General features: G+C 53.8%; 17 protein-coding genes and 1 riboswitch. Of the genes, 12 read left to right on the forward strand and 5 right to left on the reverse strand.

The genetic code is table 11. From position 1 onward, the window contains the following. Position 1: 1 nt before the first annotated feature. A complete protein-coding gene (locus BN3795_RS15765; protein ID WP_068785648.1) occupies positions 2 to 544 on the forward strand; it encodes a GNAT family N-acetyltransferase in 543 nt (180 codons plus the stop codon). 71 nt (positions 545 to 615) lie between these two features. On the opposite strand, the gene BN3795_RS15770 is transcribed toward BN3795_RS15765, so the two are convergent. Then, the gene (locus BN3795_RS15770; protein WP_068785649.1) at positions 616 to 1833 is read right to left on the reverse strand and encodes a glucose-1-phosphate adenylyltransferase; all 1218 of its coding nucleotides are present in this window, start codon (positions 1831 to 1833) and stop codon (positions 616 to 618) included. A gap of 182 nt (positions 1834 to 2015) precedes the next feature. Between BN3795_RS15770 and glgB the strand changes: the two genes are divergently transcribed. Both glgB and glgA read left to right on the forward strand, forming a co-directional pair. Beyond that, positions 2016 to 3947 carry a 1,4-alpha-glucan branching protein GlgB gene (gene glgB / locus BN3795_RS15775; protein WP_068785650.1) on the forward strand — a complete coding sequence of 644 codons (1932 nt, stop codon included), beginning with the start codon at positions 2016 to 2018 and terminating at the stop codon, positions 3945 to 3947. Beyond that, positions 3944 to 5374 (forward strand): glycogen synthase GlgA, encoded by a 1431-nt coding sequence (gene glgA / locus BN3795_RS15780; RefSeq protein WP_068785651.1) that lies wholly within the window; start codon positions 3944 to 3946, stop codon positions 5372 to 5374. Before glgB ends, glgA begins: the two co-directional genes overlap by 4 nt. A gap of 29 nt (positions 5375 to 5403) precedes the next feature. Here the strand turns inward: glgA and BN3795_RS15785 are convergent, their stop codons facing one another. After that, positions 5404 to 7152: an alpha-glycosidase gene (locus BN3795_RS15785; RefSeq protein WP_068785652.1), complete on the reverse strand. Its 1749-nt coding sequence runs from the start codon at positions 7150 to 7152 to the stop codon at positions 5404 to 5406. A gap of 287 nt (positions 7153 to 7439) precedes the next feature. Here BN3795_RS15785 and BN3795_RS15790 point away from each other — a divergent pair, with 287 nt between their 5' ends. From BN3795_RS15790 to BN3795_RS15805, 4 genes are all read left to right on the forward strand, one after another. Then, on the forward strand, positions 7440 to 8291 hold the full coding sequence (locus tag BN3795_RS15790) for a transporter substrate-binding domain-containing protein (RefSeq protein WP_068785653.1): 852 nt from the start codon (positions 7440 to 7442) through the stop codon (positions 8289 to 8291). Between the two features lie 96 nt (positions 8292 to 8387). Further along, positions 8388 to 9050 (forward strand): amino acid ABC transporter permease, encoded by a 663-nt coding sequence (locus tag BN3795_RS15795; protein ID WP_068785654.1) that lies wholly within the window; start codon positions 8388 to 8390, stop codon positions 9048 to 9050. Continuing rightward, the gene (locus BN3795_RS15800) at positions 9037 to 9759 is read left to right on the forward strand and encodes an amino acid ABC transporter ATP-binding protein (RefSeq protein ID WP_068785655.1); all 723 of its coding nucleotides are present in this window, start codon (positions 9037 to 9039) and stop codon (positions 9757 to 9759) included. The genes BN3795_RS15795 and BN3795_RS15800 overlap by 14 nt, the downstream gene beginning before the upstream one ends. Before the next feature lie 180 nt (positions 9760 to 9939). Then, positions 9940 to 10107, forward strand: a riboswitch (cyclic di-AMP (ydaO/yuaA leader). Between the two features lie 7 nt (positions 10108 to 10114). Beyond that, on the forward strand, positions 10115 to 10822 hold the full coding sequence (locus tag BN3795_RS15805) for a 3D domain-containing protein (RefSeq protein WP_068785656.1): 708 nt from the start codon (positions 10115 to 10117) through the stop codon (positions 10820 to 10822). 39 nt (positions 10823 to 10861) lie between these two features. Here BN3795_RS15805 and BN3795_RS15810 read toward each other — a convergent pair whose 3' ends face one another. Then, positions 10862 to 11680, reverse strand: coding sequence for a polysaccharide deacetylase family protein (locus BN3795_RS15810; protein ID WP_232729949.1), 819 nt, complete (start codon positions 11678 to 11680; stop codon positions 10862 to 10864). 189 nt (positions 11681 to 11869) lie between these two features. Between BN3795_RS15810 and BN3795_RS15815 the strand changes: the two genes are divergently transcribed. Genes BN3795_RS15815 through mobB form a run of 5 tightly spaced genes read left to right on the forward strand, consistent with a single transcriptional unit; the run spans position 11870 to position 15679 of the window. Further along, on the forward strand, positions 11870 to 12565 hold the full coding sequence (locus BN3795_RS15815; protein ID WP_068785657.1) for a dihydroorotate dehydrogenase electron transfer subunit: 696 nt from the start codon (positions 11870 to 11872) through the stop codon (positions 12563 to 12565). Then, entirely contained in the window at positions 12562 to 13494 is a 933-nt protein-coding gene (locus BN3795_RS15820) for a dihydroorotate dehydrogenase (RefSeq protein ID WP_068785658.1), read from the forward strand. Before BN3795_RS15815 ends, BN3795_RS15820 begins: the two co-directional genes overlap by 4 nt. Before the next feature lie 38 nt (positions 13495 to 13532). Next, positions 13533 to 13877 carry a prenylated flavin chaperone LpdD gene (gene lpdD, locus BN3795_RS15825; RefSeq protein ID WP_068785659.1) on the forward strand — a complete coding sequence of 115 codons (345 nt, stop codon included), beginning with the start codon at positions 13533 to 13535 and terminating at the stop codon, positions 13875 to 13877. Further along, positions 13874 to 15142: a molybdopterin molybdotransferase MoeA gene (locus BN3795_RS15830; RefSeq protein WP_068785660.1), complete on the forward strand. Its 1269-nt coding sequence runs from the start codon at positions 13874 to 13876 to the stop codon at positions 15140 to 15142. Before lpdD ends, BN3795_RS15830 begins: the two co-directional genes overlap by 4 nt. Positions 15143 to 15190: 48 nt before the next feature. Beyond that, positions 15191 to 15679, forward strand: coding sequence for a molybdopterin-guanine dinucleotide biosynthesis protein B (mobB, locus tag BN3795_RS15835; protein ID WP_068785661.1), 489 nt, complete (start codon positions 15191 to 15193; stop codon positions 15677 to 15679). A 46-nt stretch (positions 15680 to 15725) separates the two neighbouring features. On the opposite strand, the gene xerS is transcribed toward mobB, so the two are convergent. Then, complete coding sequence (gene xerS / locus BN3795_RS15840; protein WP_068785662.1) at positions 15726 to 16823, reverse strand: tyrosine recombinase XerS; 1098 nt, start codon at positions 16821 to 16823, stop codon at positions 15726 to 15728. A 30-nt stretch (positions 16824 to 16853) separates the two neighbouring features. After that, a complete protein-coding gene (locus BN3795_RS15845) occupies positions 16854 to 17513 on the reverse strand; it encodes a spermine/spermidine synthase domain-containing protein (RefSeq protein WP_068785663.1) in 660 nt (219 codons plus the stop codon). Positions 17514 to 17529: the final 16 nt, after the last annotated feature.

Below are 17529 nucleotides of genomic sequence, written 5' to 3' on the forward strand. Positions count from 1 at the left end.
GTTGATACCGCCCATTGATAAGCTAGAGACGGCTCAGGGGACGTTTACCGTTTCTCTGGCCGGCGAAGAGGATTTAGCAGTTGTCAGACAGCTTTTGGTTGAGGCTGCGAACTGGATGCACGAGAACGGTGTCAAGCAATGGGATCCACAGCAATTCACCCCGGAATTGATTCAGAGTTATTACGAGAACAGGGAAATTTACCTGCTCCATGCCTCTGGCGAAGCCGCGGCGATGTTCACGCTGCAGGATTCGGACCCGGATTATTGGGGGGAACGCAATGTCCCTGGATACAGCTACCTGCATCGGCTGACGATTCGGTTGCCCTATCGCGGGCTCGGGCTGGGTGGAGAAATTTTGCGTTATGCTGCCAAGCGGTCCCGCGCGCTGCAACGCGCGGGCTTGCGGCTGGACTGCTGGAACCAGAACTTGAAGCTGAACCGGCTGTACCAGAGTTTAGGGTTCCAGCCTCAGGGAACCGGGAACTTAAACGGCCGTGAATTTAACTTATATCAGCTGGACGCTGATTTGTATTTCCAGAGCTAGCCTCAGTAAAACCCCAAGGGGCCGCTTCGAAAGATTCTCCATGGATTCTTTCGAAGCGGCCCCTGTTCTGGTTACGAGAGCAGCCCTTCGGCCCGAAGCCGGGGGGCATCATACACTTCTTGAAGTAAGCGCGAAGGCTGCGTCCGATTGAGCGGTTTGGCGAACACGGTATCGTAGGGGGCGACAACGTTGATCTCGCCAGGCTCCGCTTTAAGGACGGCTCCGTCTTTGATGATCGCGCCTTCTCCGATGATGGCCCGCTCGATGTAGACATTGCGGCCAATTTTAGCGCCGGGCATGATGACGCTGTCCTTGATCCGGGAATACCGGCCGATCTCCGTGCCGCTGAAGATTACTGAACGTTCGGCATACCCCTCGAACGCGCAATAATCATGAACCAGAGAAGAGGGGGCATGAACATTCCGCTTCTTGACCCACCCTTGCAGCATCGGAAGTTCCCGCGTAAACATCGGCCAATCCTCTCGTTGCAGCTTCCACCCGGAAGACTCGACAAGCAGATCCATATGCGCTTCCCACAGACTTTGAACGGTTCCCACATCCCGCCAATAGCCCTGGAATTCATAAGCATGCAACGGCTCGCTTCCCGCCAGCATCTTCGGAATCAAATCCTTGCCGAAGTCATGACTGGAGTTGGGATTCGCTGCATCCTCTTCCAATTGCCGCTTCAAGAACTCCCACTCGAACAAGTAAATCCCCATCGAAGCGAGATTGCTGGTTGGCTGGGCCGGTTTCTCTGCGAATTCGGTAATGCGGTTTCGTTCATCCCTGGACATCACGCCAAACCGATGGGCTTCTTCCCACGGCACCGGCATCACTGAAATCGTCGCTTTGGCCTGATGACTGAGATGAAAATCCAGCATGTGACGGTAGTCCATATGGTAAATATGGTCTCCCGAAAGGATAAGGACGTATTTGGGCGAATGGCCGTCAACAAATGCCATATTTTTGTAAATGGCGTCCGCCGTTCCCGCATATTCCTCAACGCCTTCCCGAGAAGCGGGGAGTAGCGTAATCCCGCCTTCCTCGGAGTGCGTCAGCTTCCAGGGTTCGCCTTCGCCGATATGCTCATGGAGCGAAGCCGCTTCGTATTGCGTGAGCACGCCAATCGTGTCGATCCCGGAATTGACGCAGTTGCTGAGAGGAAAATCGATGATCCGGTATTGTCCGCCAAAATGCACGGCCGGTTTCGCCTGCTTGGTCGTCAGCGGAGACAATCTTCGTCCTTCCCCGCCGGCAAGAAGCATCGCAATACAGTCCTTTTTCCTCATTTCATTTCCCTCCCGTATGTTTTTGTCTGTGTAGCACATACATTAAAGGATATAATGTAGTTGGAATAAAATATGGAAAACGAACGAAATTATTACATCATTATTTTGTATTTACTGAAATAATTTTTATAATCACTAAAGTTTCTTGAATTACTTTCATTTCGTGTGAGGGGGTGATTGGTTTGTTTGATTCCAGGTCCGATTCATCTTGGGCTTCTGCGGTTACTCCAGAAGAGATCTACTTGTTTCATGAAGGGACATTGTATCAAAGTTACCGCACGTTTGGCGCCCATCCCGTAACCGAAGAGGGAAGGCGCGGTGTCCGCTTTACCGTTTGGGCCCCGAATGCATGTCAAGTCGCCGTTGTCGCCGACTGGAACGGTTGGATGGGGACACATGATGTACTATATAAGATACCCGATTCGGGAATTTGGACTCGTTTTTTTCCGAATGTTCCAGTTGGAAGTTTCTACAAGTTTGCGATAACAGGACCGGACGGGAAAACTCAATTCAAAGCGGATCCCTATGCCTTTCACGCAGAGGTGAGGCCGAAAACCGCTTCGCTCATTACCTCTCTGGAAGGATACGAGTGGGGCGATGAAGCGTGGATTCAAGGGCGCAGCACCCCTTATGGACAACCCATGAACATTTATGAGCTGCATTTCGGAACTTGGCGGCAGCGGCCCGATGGATCGTATTACACCTACCGCGAAATGGCTGATTTATTGATCCCTTATGTCAAAGAGATGGGCTACACTCACATCGAGTTGATGCCGCTTTGCGAGCATCCGTACGATTTGTCCTGGGGGTATCAGGCTACCGGTTATTTTGCTCCGACCAGCCGCTACGGCGAACCGCAGGATCTGATGTATTTCGTGGATCGCTGTCATCAGGCCGGGATCGGGGTGCTGCTGGATTGGGTGCCGGGTCATTTTACGAAGGATGACCATGGGCTGCGTCTTTTTGATGGAACGCCGCTGTATGAATATGCGGATCCAGCTAAAGCGGAAAAACCCGGCTGGGGGACTCTGAGCTTTGACTTTAATAAACCCGAGGTTCGTTCTTTTTTGATCTCCAGTGCGATATATTGGCTTGAAATGTACCATTTCGACGGGCTGCGAGTGGATGCCGTGACCAGCATGCTTCGGTTTGATTTCGAAAAGCCTTCCTGGGCGGCAGCGCGTAATGAACTCGGCGGCACGGAGAATCTGGAGGCGATCGAATTCCTGCGGCAGTTAAATACGGCGGTGTTCCGCTATTTCCCGTATGCCTTGATGATGGCTGAAGAATCGAGCGCCTGGCCGAGGGTTACCGCTCCTGCGCATCACGGGGGTCTGGGGTTCAATTACAAATGGAATATGGGCTGGATGAACGATACGCTGGATTACTTCGAAACCCCGTTTGGCGAGCGACCGTATCGCCATCATCTGCTTACCTTTCCGATCTGGTACGCCTATTCGGAGAACTTCGCGCTTCCGCTGTCCCATGACGAGGTGGTGCACGGCAAAAAATCACTGCTGGATAAGATGCCGGGCACCTACGAGCAGAAATTTGCCGGACTTCGCCTGCTGCTGGGGTATCAGCTGACCTCTCCGGGGAAAAAACTGATATTTATGGGCGCTGAATTCGGCCAATTTATCGAATGGCGGGATCAAGGGGAGTTGGACTGGTTTCTCCTCGAATACGATGCACATCGGAATATCCACGGTTACTGTCAGGCGCTGAATCGCTTCTACCTGCAGGAACCTGCACTTTGGGAGCTGGACCATGATCCGGAGGGATATCAGTGGATGATTCCGGACGACGACAAGCAAAGTGTGATTGCGTTTGTGCGAAAAGGCAAGCAGCCGCATGCTCCGCTGCTTGTGATGCTGAATTTTCAGCCGGAGGCGCGAAGCGGGTATCGCGTTGGCGTTCCGCTGCCTGGACGATACGAGCTTGTGTTTAACAGTGACGATGTGCAATTCGGAGGCTTAGGGAACCCGCAGCCACAAGTGCTTCGCAGTGAGAGAGAAGCCTGGAACGGTCAACCTCAAAGCCTGACCGTAACGCTTCCTCCGCTGAGCATGACGGTATGGAAGCGTCAAGCGCCAAGAAGGAGGGCGAAAGGATGAACATCTTATTTGCTGCGGCGGAGGCCGCGCCGTTTATCAAGATGGGAGGGCTGGCCGACGTCATCGGCGCGTTGCCGAAAGCGTTGATCGAAGCCGGCCATGACGTGCGGATCATTCTGCCAAGATACCGTGAAATGCCGCCCGTTTACCGGGAGCGATTGGAGCATTTAGGGACCGGTGTTGTCCCGGTGGGTTGGCGGAAGAAATATGGCGGCCTCTCCAGGATGAACTGGGAGGGGATGACCGTGTATATGATCGACAACGAGGATTACTTCGGCAGGGACGGCGTCTATGGACATTGGGACGATGGCGAACGGTTTGCCTTTCTGGATCGTGCCGTGCTGGAACTGCTTCCGCTGACCGGATTTCTTCCTGATGTCATCCACTGCCATGATTGGCATACGGCGATGATCCCTTTACTGCTGCAAGAGCATTACCACGATCGGCCGGAGTACAAGAATATCCGCACCGTCTATACGGTACATAATCTGTTGTATCAAGGCATTTTCCCGGAAGGGGTGCTTGGGGATTTGCTAGGGCTGCCTTGGAAAGTCTTCACGCCGGAAGGCGTGGAGTATTACGGCAACGTGAGCTTCATGAAAGCCGGCTTGGTGTACGCCGACCATGTGACGACGGTTAGCCCTACGTATGCGGAGGAGATCAAGACGGAGCATTACGGCTACGGGTTGGATGGTTTGCTTCGCTCGCTGGGCGGGCGCTTATCGGGGATCGTCAACGGAATCGACGCCCGGACGTACGACCCGGAGACGGATCTGGAGCTGTTTGCCCGTTACGGCCGCAATCTGGAGCAGAAGCGAGCCAATAAACCGGCGCTCCAGCGGGAGCTCGGAATACCGGAAGCGCCGAATACGCCGCTCGTTTCCATGGTCACCCGTCTGGTCGAGCCGAAGGGGCTGGATTTGGTGATTCGGGTCCTGGATGAATGGCTGAACGAAGAAGAGGTGCAATTTGTACTGCTGGGCACGGGGGATCCCACATATGAAGACTGGTTCCGGGAAGCGGCGTTACGGCACCCGGGCAAGCTGGCGGTGCAGATCAAATTCAGCGAGGCCTTGTCCAGACGCATCTATGCCGGGAGTGATCTGTTTCTTATGCCATCGCGGTTCGAGCCCTGCGGGATCAGCCAATTGCTGGCGCTGCGGTATGGAACGATCCCTGTAGTCCGGGAAACCGGCGGTTTAAACGATACTGTGCGCTCCTATAACGAAGCAACGGGCGAGGGGAACGGCTTCACATTCCGCAATTACAACGCGCACGATATGCTGCATACGCTGCAGCGGGCCTTGTCTTTCTATCGTCAGCCTGAGCACTGGAGCCGGATCACGGCGAATGCCTTCAATGGCGACTACGGATGGGATGCCTCGGCACGGCAATATATCGAGATCTACGAAAGTCTGAAGAAATAGCGGACGCCTGGCGCCCGCTCTTCTTGTTCTTAGGGTTGAAGATGCCGATACAGAATGCGAAAGCCATAAGCCTCAAGGGAAATGCTCATGATCCCGTTCGCCGGGGCTACGGATTCTTCGGTCAAGGCATCACGCCAATCGTTCGTCTGAATCGGATGCGTTAATGTGACCGGCTTAGGCGTGTTGTTCATCCACACGGTAAAATGCATCTGCTGATCCATCCGTTCATACACGATACACGGATCGCCCGGCTCGGCATGCAAGAACCGAAACCGACCGTGGCGGAGAGCCGGATGCCGCTTGCGCAGCCCGATCATCAGTTTGTAGAAATCGTAGAGCTCCCGGTCTTGTTTGCTGCGATCCCACTCCATGCATTTGCGGCAATCCGGATCCCCGTCACCGGTCAATCCGATTTCATCGCCGTAAAACACGCATGGTGTCCCAGTGTACGTAAACAGAAACACAACGCATAACTTCAATCTCCGCTTGTCGCCGCCGACGCGTGTCAGCAGGCGCGGCGTGTCATGGCTGCCCAGCATGTTAAAGACAACTTCATTCGTTTGATGCGGATACCGCATGATCAACGAGCCCATCTCGTCGGAGAAGGCGGCTCCATCGACTCCGCCGGTGAAGAACTCCAACACTTTATCGGCGAACGGATAGTTCATGACGGAATCGAATTGATCTCCCAGCAGCCAGTTCAGCGAATCGCTCCAAACCTCCCCGATCAGATAAGCTTCCGGATTGGCCTGCTTCACGACCTGCCGAAATTCGCGCCAGAACGGATGGTCGACTTCATTGGCTACGTCAAGCCTCCAGCCGTCTATTTTGATCTCCTTGATCCAATATTCGGCGACGCCCAGCAAATATTTCCGCAAATCGGGGTTGGCCGTATTAAATTTAGGCATATTAGGAAAAAAACCAAACGTATCATAAGTAGGAACCCCATTTTCCACCTTTGCCGGAAAAGAGTTGACGTGAAACCAGCCGGCGTAGGGGGAGGATTCTCCATTTTTGAGCACATCCTGAAACGGAGGGAAATGCTCGCCGCAATGGTTAAACACCGCGTCCAACACAACGCGGATGCCCCGGTCGTGACAGCGTTCCACCAAGGTTTTCAGCAGCTCATTATCGCCGAATTGGGGATCGACCTGCTTATAATCCATGATATCGTATTTATGGTTGGACGGAGCTGTAAACAATGGCGTCAAGTAAAGTGCCGTAATGCCCAGATCGGATAAATCGTCCAGATGATCAATAATCCCCTGCAAATCACCGCCGAAATAGTTCTCGCGTGTCGGCTTGCCGCCCCAAGCTTCCACCGGTTTGGGGTCATTGGAAGGGTCCCCGTTAGCGAATCGTTCCGGCATGATCTGATAAAATACCGCCTGTTTCGCCCATTCCGGCACCCGGACCACTTCAATCTCATGGATGTAAGAGAATTCGAAACATTCGCCGGGAGGTTGCGGGGCTTCCGATTGAACCCCCGTGTCCAGCAGATATACCGTTTCCGTCCCCGCCGTCAGTTTAAAGGCATAGGAGAGGCGTTTGAATTTGGGACGTACGGCAACCTCCCAGTAATCAAACATGCGGTCATGAGCCGCTTTTTCCATCGGCAGTTCCAAATAAGTCCCCGACCAGTCGTATTTATCCCCGGTCATTGCGTAGACCTGCTCCACATCATCCCGTTTGGTACGGATGCGGAGATGAATGGTGGATGGATCGTAGGCATAAGCCCATTTATCCCGGGGAACATGATAGAGCGCTTCAAGCAACACGGATTCGGTGCCTCCTCTGCAAATGGCTTGTGATCGTTGATTGATTAGGCACATTATTCCCCAACACGCCGCAGAGCATGAACACCCCCAGCAAACCTAACATAAATATTCAGCAAATTGACCAAAGTATGATAAATGAGACGCCACGCGGGTTGTTTCATATGGCAACTGTGAATATCTTATGAATGCTATGAAAATTGTTTTGCATATATATACATTCTGATTTATAATTAGCCCAGTAATCATCTTAGAGTGAAAATTAGTCAAGCAGAATAGGAGAGAGAAGTATGAAGAAATGGGGCATGTTACTCGTAGCCGTTATGATGGTAACTTTGGTGCTGGCCGCCTGTGGTCAGGAAAAAAATAACAGCGGAAACACCGCAAACAACGCCGGTCAAGCCGCGAATCAAAATGAAAGCCAAGCGGGCGGCGAGCAAACCGAACCGGCCAAGAAGCTGATCGTCGGCATGAGCGCGGACTTCCCGCCGTACGAGTTCCACATTAAGAACGATAAAGGCGAAGACGAAATCGTCGGGTTCGATGTGGAGATCGCCAAGGAAATCGCCAAGGATTTGGGCGCTGAGCTGGAAATCAAGGATTTGAAATTCGACACGCTGCTGAACGAACTGTCGAGCGGCCGGGTCGATCTGGTCATCTCGGGGTTGAGCCCGACTCCGGAACGCGCCGAACAAATTGACATGTCGCAAATTTACTACAAGGCGGAGCAAGCCATAGTGACCCGCGAAGCGGATAAAGATAAATTCAGCACGATGGAATCGCTGGAAGGCGCCAAAATCGGCGTTCAGCAAGGATCTATCCAAGAGGACATGGGCAAGGAAATCCCGAATGCCAAATTGACTTCGCTGGCCAAAATCAATGATATTATTATGCAGCTAAATACAAACCGCGTTGATGCGGCCATTCTGGAAGGTCCGGTTGCGGAATCGTTCGTGAAGAATGTGAAGGGCCTGGTGATCACCGATGCCAAGCCTGTAACTGAGGATGAAGGCTACGTGATCGGCATCAAGAAGGGCAACCAGGAGCTGTTGGATCAAGTGAACGCAACGCTGGATCGCTTGATCGGCGACGGCAGCATTGATCGATTCGTTGCTGATGCAAGTGCGTTGTCGGAGAAATAATCACGGTATCCTTCTGCAGAAAATAGCGAAACCCATTCGCTATTTTCTGTTTTTTTGCGTAAGGGTTTGAGGTAAAGGAGGAGGAAGGAAGGCATTATGGATCTTATTTCGATGTTTATGGAATACCGCAGTTACTTCTTGGCCGGCGTGCAGTATACGCTGCTGTTGGCGGCGATCAGCGTGTTTTGCGGCTTTATCCTCGGATTGTTGATCGCGCTGCTGCGTATGTCGCCATGGGGGATCGTACGCTTCTTCGGCCATGCCTGGGTCGAATTTCTGCGCGGCACGCCAATGATGGTCCAGCTCTTGATCATTCACTACGGATTTGCGTTTATGTTTGACGTCAACTTCACGCCGATTCAATCCGGGGCGATCACGCTGTCGATCAACAGTTCGGCTTATTTGGCGGAAATATTCCGCGCCGGCATTCAAGGCGTCGACCGGGGGCAGGGTGAAGCAGCCCGTTCCTTGGGCATGACCAAAGGGATGGCCATGCGTCACATCATCATTCCGCAAGCGATCAAATCGGTGCTCCCCGCCATCGGCAACGAGTTTATTACGATCATCAAAGAATCGTCGATCGTATCGATCATCGGTACGGCGGAACTGATCTATCAAGCGCAGTCGGTCGTAACGATCACGTATGATGGGATGACGCCATATTTGATTATCGCGATCATGTACTTTATTCTGACATTCACGCTGTCCCGTATTTTAGGCGTGTTCGAAAGGAAGTTGAAGACCAGTGATCACCGTTAAAGGCTTGCATAAAAAATTCGGCCAACTGCATATTTTGCGCGGCATCGACCTGGAAATCTCCAAAGGGGAAGTCGTTGTCGTGATTGGTCCGAGCGGATCGGGAAAAAGCACGTTTCTCCGCTGCCTGAACCTGCTGGAGGTTCCGACCGAAGGAGAGATCACATTCGAGGGGGCATCCATCACCGGCAAAGGACATGATATTAATAAAACCCGTGAGAAAATGGGGATGGTGTTCCAGCATTTCAATCTGTTCCCGCACAAGACAGTGATTGACAATATTACGCTTGCCCCGATTCGCGTTAGAAAGCTCGACAAAGGCAAAGCTGAAGCGATTGCCATGGACCTGCTGCATACGGTTGGGCTTGAAGACAAGCGGGATGCCTATCCGGCCCAGCTGTCCGGCGGTCAGAAGCAGCGGATCGCGATCGCCCGCGCACTGGCCATGGAACCGCATGTGATGCTGTTTGATGAGCCGACATCGGCGCTGGATCCGGAGATGGTCGGGGAAGTGCTCGACGTCATGAAGAACCTGGCGGAGAGAGGGATGACGATGGTCATTGTTACCCATGAGATGGGGTTTGCCCGGGAAGTTGGCGACCGGATTCTGTTTATGGATCAAGGCGTAATTCTCGAGCAGGGAACGCCGCAAGAAGTATTTGGCGCACCGAAGCATCAGCGCACACAGGATTTTCTGAGCAAGGTCTTATAAGCACAACTCAGCGACCGTCCGAACCTCCATTCGGGCGGTTTATTTCGGTCTTGCCAGCGCCGAACGTACGATCGAATTTAACCTTCCGTTTACGATTGGACACAAAAATGTAACCCGTCCGATCAAGGTTTTTCGCCACTTGGTGGGAATTACCTGAACAATTGGTTACAAAATTGTGATATATTCAATAGGCCGAAACCTGAACCTAGGTGCGGAGGACGAAAGATGAGAACGAACCGTGTTGAACGTCTTCGTTTTCTTGGGGTGAAGCGCATCCATCGGTTGCGCCGGGAACGATCCTTTTTCCCGAATCCGACAACTAACTCCGCAGGCGCAGTAAAAGGAGGGCATTTCATTGAAAAGTCGCATTTGGTCTAAAATTGCAGCATCGGCGCTCCTCGCCGCAAGTTTGACGATTACCCTGCAGACGGCATCCGTTCATGCAGACGCGGTACATAAGGCCGTGGAGGGAGACACCTTTTATCTTCTTGCCAAGCAATACGGTGTAGATATGAACAAGCTGATGGCCGCGAATCCATCGGTTAACCCGTTAAATATTTACGAGGACTTAAATATTGTCATTCCGGGAGCGGAAACCCACGCCATGGCACTGGCATCCGCCGCTCCGGTGAAACCGGAGTCCGCACCGGCACCGGCATCTGCTTCCGCAACCGCAACGGCTTCCAAGCTGAAGGTCATGTCCAACGAGAATGTCGTTGAGGCTTGGGGGAAAACTTTTACTTACTCGCAGACCCTTAGTGTGAAAGCTTCGGCATATACCGCAGCGGCCGGCGAAAATGGGAAATGGGGCGCGGTGGACTACTTCGGCAACCCGCTGAAGCTCGGCACCATCGCCGTGGATCCCACAGTCATTCCGATGGGCACGAAGGTGCTCGTGACCGGTCACAGCCATGAAGGCCTGCCCGATCAAGCCTTTTTAGCGACAGCCAGCGACCAGGGCGGCGCCATTAAAGGCAACCGCATCGACATCTTCATTCCCGGCAGTGCAGCGGCTGCAAAAGAGTTTGGTTTTCAGAATGTAACCCTATACGTCTTAAATTAAGACAAACAAGAGCTCCCTCGCCGAGGGGGCTCTTGTTCATTAGCGGTATTTATTCGTTTGCAGCAGCTCGGCCAGGTCAACGAAGCGGTACCCTTGCGCTTGCAAGGTGTCGATAATCTCAGGCAAAGCCTGTATCGTCCCGTTTAAGTTGGAGCCAACGCCGCCGCCCGAATGATGAAGGATAATCGAGCCGGGTCCTGCCGTGCGGATGACGTTCGATTTTACTTTCTCCTTATCGAGGCCTTTCCAATCCTGCGAGTCCACATTCCAATTCACAAGGGTATACCCGTTTTTTTGGGCCCACTGCAGCTGTTCTTCCTTAATCTCTCCATAGGGCGGCCGAATCAGCTTGGGGCGGTAACCAACCGTGCTCTGGATGATTTTCTCCGTTCGCTGGATTTCGTTCTGAAATTGCTTCACGGAGCGGTTGTGAAAATTCGGATGACTGAAGGAGTGATTGCCGATGATATGGCCATCCCGATGAATCCGCTGCATGATGCCGGGAAACTTCTTGGCCCTTACGCCAACGACGAAGAACGTGGCTTTCACCCCTTTGCGATGAAGCACATCCAGAATTTGCGGCGTGAACCGCGGATCGGGCCCATCATCGAATGTCAGCGCTATCTGTTTCCCTTCCGGCCCCCGAAATTTGAAGGTCTCCGAATATTTGCGACGCAGTTCATTCAGATCCGCTGGTTTCGCCTCAACGGGAACCGTGCGATAGTCCCGCAAGTCTTCCTGCGACTCCGTGATTTGAACGAATGAAGAAGCATCAACCGGATGGCCCCCAGATCCGCCGAACACCAACAGTGATGCGGCCATCACGAGGGTCAGTGTCTTCTTAAACTGAGTAAACAATGAGAATCCCCCTTCATCCCAATACTGAACGTAAATTGTAGTATTCCCTAACTTTTGCAGAAAATGAATGAAACCGAGAAAACCTCGACAGTTCAAGCTAGCCAATTGTTGTTGTGAGGTTTATCACAGACGATCCCGACAAAAAATTGCATCCTTTGATGAAGTGTAAACCTAAGGGGTGGTGGATTCATGGCAACTGTAGTGGTCAATCAGGAAGTCGCAGAAGGGGTGTTCAAGCTTACGGCACAAGGGCGGTTCTCGGGGAAAATGGGGCAGTTTTACATGCTGCGCGCCGGGGAACGATATCCGCTGCTATCCCGCCCGATCAGCATTTTCAATCTCACGGAGGACCAAATCGAATTTCTGGTTATGGTTGCGGGGGAAGGAACTGCGAGGTTATCGGGACTGATGCCCGGCGACACGCTGACGCTGGACGGACCGTTCGGCAACGGATTTCCGCAGCTGCAAGGGAAGACCGCTTTCGTGGGCGGCGGAATCGGCATCGCCCCGTTCTACTATGCCCTGAGATCCGTTCCGGAAGCAGATGTCTACCTCGGCTACAGCCGCCAGGCTTATATGGTAGACGAATTCCGCGCCGCATCCCGAGGCAAAGTTACGGTGGATGTGGGCGGGTCGATTTTGGACAAGGTCGATTTTAGCGCCTATGATACGGTCATCGCCTGTGGGCCCCATGCGATGCTCCACGCCGTTCAGCGCAAACAGGCGCAAACCGGGGGACAGACCCAGGTCTACGTCTCCCTGGAGAACCGCATGGCCTGCGGGATTGGGGCCTGCCTCGTGTGCAGTGTGAAATGCAAAGACGGCCGAAAGAAGGCCTGCACGGACGGACCGGTATTTTTGGCGGAAGAGGTGGTGTTCGCATGACGGATTTATCCTGCAGCATCGCCGGGGTTGCTTTTAAGAATCCAATTGTTATGGCTTCCGGGACGTTTGGATTTGGCAAGGAATATGGGGCGATTTATGAGATTAACAAGCTGGGCGGATTGTCCGGCAAAGGGTTGACGCTTCATCCCAAATCGGGGAACGAAGGAGTCCGCGTTGCCGAAACCGCCTCGGGGATGATGAACAGCGTCGGATTGGAAAATCCGGGAATCCCCGCCTTCCTGAAGGAAGAGTGTGCGAGGTGGGAAAAGCTGAATCTGGCACGTATTGTGAATTTGGGCGGGAACTCGATCGAAGAGTACGTGGAAGGCGCCCGGTTAATTGAGGAGGATGCGGCCTGGCGCAAACGTGAAGACCGGACTGCGGTCGATATGATCGAGCTGAACATTTCCTGTCCCAATGTAAAGGCCGGGGGGATGGCGTACGGGATCAAAACCGAGATCGCCCGGCAGGTCGTGCGCGAGGTGCGGGCTGCGACGTCGCTGCCGCTTATCGTGAAGCTGTCGCCTAATGCCGAGGATATCGTCAGCATGGCCGTGATGTGTCAGGAGGAGCAGGCCGACGGCGTATCGCTGATCAATACGATTTCGGCGATGAAGATCGACATTGCCCAACGTCGCAGCGTATTCCACAATGGGTATGCCGGATTGTCCGGGCCGGCGATCAAACCGATCGCCTTGCGGATGGTGCATCAAGTCAGCCAGGCTGTAACGATTCCGGTGATGGGGATGGGCGGTATCAGCAGCGCGGAGGACATCGTGGAATTTATTATGGCAGGTGCTGCAGTTGTCCAGGTGGGGACCTATAACTTTGTCCATCTCCGCGCGGGCGAGCAGCTCCTCGAAGACCTTGAGGCCTGGTTCCATCTAGAAGGGGTCCGGACCTTGGACGAAATCCGCGGAATCCTATAAAATAAAGGACATACTGTTGTGAAGGGAGCTGCGGCAATTTGTCATTTGAGGATATCAAGCTGGAAGCGATTCCGGTCGGCCGTGATTTGCTGCTGCTGATGACCGGAGGAGTCTCGCATATCGGCGCGGCGTCCACCGCGTATAAGACAGGGGAAGGGACCGAGGTGCTGACCTCCGCCGTCCCGGGGCATAAGGAGCACACATTAAGCGAGGAGTATGCCCGCCGCGCTTCGGCGGCGCTGGATCGAACCGTCACCGTAGTGATGGGGATTCATTATGACGATTTGAGCAAGGAAGAAATTAGGGAGATCTCCCGGCTCACCTCCGAGATGCTGGATCAATATCTGCAGGAGCAGCAAGGGAATGGAGCGAATCCGCAATGAAGGAAGCTGAACAGGATAAGTTCCGCCGCAAGGCGCTACCCGTTGCGGAAGCGCAGGCGAAAATCATGAACTACATAATGAGTACGGGCTCGGAGCTTGTATCGCTGCCGGAGGCCTATGGCCGCATCCTGGCAGAGCAGGTTGACGCGCCTCATCCGTATCCTCATTTCCGCCGATCGGGCATGGACGGGTTCGCCATCCTGAGCGGCGATACGGCCGACTGCCATGACGGACAGTCGGTGATGCTGGAAGTCGTGGACGAAATTCCAGCCGGATCCGTTCCGAAGAGGAAGCTCCAATCCGGACAAGCGGCTCGAATTATGACCGGGGCCAAAGTTCCTGATGAAGCGGACGCCGTCGTCATGTTCGAAATGACCGAATCCGTGGTGCAGGAGGGTAAAACCTATATCCGCTTGATTCGGGCCATCGAACCGGGCAAGAACATCACGCCGGCAGGGCTCGAATTGTCGGAGGGCGACGTGGTCCTGGAAGCGGGTCGGAAGCTGACCGCTGGGGAAATCTCCGTGCTGGCCACGTTCGGGATTCACCAGGTATCAGTTAAGAAGCGGCCGCGAGTCGCCGTCTTCTCCACAGGTTCGGAGCTGCTGCGGGTTGACGAACCGCTCCAGGATGGCCGAATCCGTAACAGCAACACCTATATGCTCTACAGTCAAATAGTCGAAGCGGGCGGTGTACCGATCCTGTTCGAGGCCATCGAAGACGATTTGAACCAAGCCAAAGCGCAGGTGGAGGCAGCCTTCGCGAACTACGACATGGTTGTGACCACCGGCGGCGTATCCGTTGGCGATTACGATGTTATGGCTGATCTGGTCTCGGGCGGAAGCGTGGAGATGTTATTCAACAAAGTAACGATGCGTCCCGGCAGTGTGACAACGGCTGCGGTAAAGGACGACAAGCTGCTGTTTGCCTTGTCCGGCAACCCGGGAGCCTGCTTCGTTGGCTTTGAGTTGTTCGTTCGGCCGGCCATCGGCAAGATGATGGGCATGGCGCAGCCGTTTCTGCCGGAGTTTACGGCCGAACTTGCTCGCCCCTACGGCAAAATCAACAACTTTACCCGCTTTGTCCGCGGACGGCTTGAGGTGCGGGATAGCAAGCTTTATGCGATACCGGCCGCATTGGACGAGTCCGGGGTGATGATCACGATTAAAGAAAGCGATGCTCTGATCGTCATCCCGCCATCCCGTACGGGAATGGAAGCGGGCGAGCAGGTGAAGGTCCTGAGGCTGCCCGGCAGTTATTTCTGACGGACGGAGAACATTCAACCGGAGGGTGAAGCGAAGGAGGTTGCAGGCATGGCGCCGGTCATTCAAATCGTCGGATATAAAAACAGCGGGAAAACTACTTTAATCACCCGGCTAATCGAACTATTTCATGGCATGAATCTTCGCGTGGCGGTGATCAAACACGACCTGCATGGGTTTGAAGCCGACCGCGAGAGGACGGATTCATACCGCTATCGACAAGCTGGAGCGGCGGGGACCGCGATTACGTCGCCCTGGCGGACGGCGATCTTTGAAGAGCGGGAAACACCGCTGGCCGATCTGATCTCCCGTTTTGCCGACTATGATCTGATTTTGGTGGAGGGCTTCAAGCAGGAGTCCTATCCTAAAATGGTGATGCTTCGCTCCGCGGAAGACGAACCTTTAATCCGGGATCTGAAGCAGGTGTGCGCCGTAATCCAGAAGGAAGCGGCCTTTCCTGCCAGTCAGGAGGAGCCGCGCCGGTTCCAACGTGACGAAATCGAACAGATCGCCGAGTTCCTTCGGCATCGCTGGTTGTAAACGCAAAGAGGACTTTCCCGCATAAACTGCAGGGAAGTCCTCTTTTTTAGGTACCGGAGGGGGAGCCGCTGACCCGGCGTTCAATCGCCTCAGACATCGTCTTGTCTGTGAGGTGGGCATACACCTCGGTGGTTTCCGTCGAGGCGTGGCCGAGCTGCTCTTTCGTCTTGTAAATATCGTTCTGTAAATAGTAGTCGGTGGCGAAGGAATGCCGCAGCTTATGGACGGTCAAATACGGCTTGCCGAACCGTTTGGCGTATTTGATGATCATCGCCTGGATCGCCCGTTTGGTCATCCGTTTCCCTTCCTTTTGGCCGTTCGGAACGGCCACAAACAGCGCCTTTTCCCGTTTCGGCGTGCGGTACCGCGTTTGCCGGAGCGTCAGATAGGCGGCCAAATCGTCTTTGGATTGCTCCCTGAAGTAAACCGGGGTTTTGAACGACTCGTCGTTGTTGCCTTTTCGGTAGACATGAATCAGTTTGTTCGTAAGATCCAAGTCGTCCACGTTCAGGTTGACAACCTCGGATACACGTAATCCGGAATTCAGGATCAGGCTGGCAATACAGGCATCCCGTTCTTTGTTCAGTTCATAGGCGTACATCGCTTGCTTGTTGTCGGCAACGTCCCGGCCGTATCCCTCGGCGATATAAGCGATGAACTCAATCAGCTCGTCATCCTCCAGTATTTTGCCCTTGAGCTTGGCCGCCGTGTCCTTCGGCTTATGAATCCGCTTGATCTCCACCTTGGCCATGATATTCCGCTTCAACAGCGGATAAAAGTTCTCATCCTCGGCAATTTGGCTTAAATAGTGGAATAAAGAGCGCAGGGACGACATTTTTCGCGACACGGTGATCTTGGAGTTGGCGCTCTCGGTTCGCGTGGTCAGGTAAAGACGGTAACCTACAATGCTCTCCATATGGAGCGTCTCCAGATCTATGAGCGTAACTTGAGCATTCGTCTGCGCAGCGGTTAATCCTTCCGATCGGAGCCAGTTGAAGAACTGCTCATAGTCCCGCACATATTCCAGCAGAGTAGAAGGGGAGAGGTCCGGCAGCTTATAGTCGATAAACTGCTGCACGAACCAGGGCATATGAACTACCTTCTCGTCCAGTTTCTTGCGATCGATCGTTTTTTGGATATTCATGTTAGTTCCTCCTGAGCTCGGGCTTCCTTCCTAGCGGCGCACGTAGAAGATAAAATCCGGATCACCGTGGGTTTGCGGGACCTCGCGGGTCTCCACATTCCCGAACGCCTCCTGCAGCCGCCGGGCGAAATCCGGGGAGGAGGTTGCGCTCCAGAACGATAAGCAGCCGCCGGGCCGCAGCCGGCTTTGCAGCGCGGTCAGACCGGCTTCATCGTACAGCGAGGCGTTGCCGTCGAATACTTTCCAGTCCGGACCGTTGTCGATGTCGAGGCAGATCAGATCGAACGTCTCCGAGGTCTCCCGAATCCAGGCGACCAGGTCCGCATGAATTAACCGCGTTTTGGCGTGTCCAAGGGCATGCCCGTTCACCCGGGCCAACACCGAACGATTCCACTCGATGATCTTGGATTCAATCTCAACCACGGCTGCTTCCTGGACACGGGGATCGCGAAGCGCCTCCTGCAGCGAGAAGCCGACTCCCAGTCCGCCGATCAGCACCTTGTCAGGAGCAGGGACCAGCTCCAAGGCGCGGCGGACCAACAATCGTTCGGATTCGCCGTTATACGTAGCCATCAGAAAGGTGCCGTTGCTGATGATTTCGAAATGATCTCCGCGCCGTTGCAACTGGATTTCGCCCCGAGGGGTTACAGTACGCTCAAGGATCTCAAGGGGCATATCGATATCATTCATTAGGGTAACCTCCGTT

It is taken from the genome of Paenibacillus phocaeensis (genome assembly GCF_900021165.1).
Taxonomy (GTDB): Bacteria; Bacillota; Bacilli; order Paenibacillales; family Paenibacillaceae; genus Fontibacillus; species Fontibacillus phocaensis.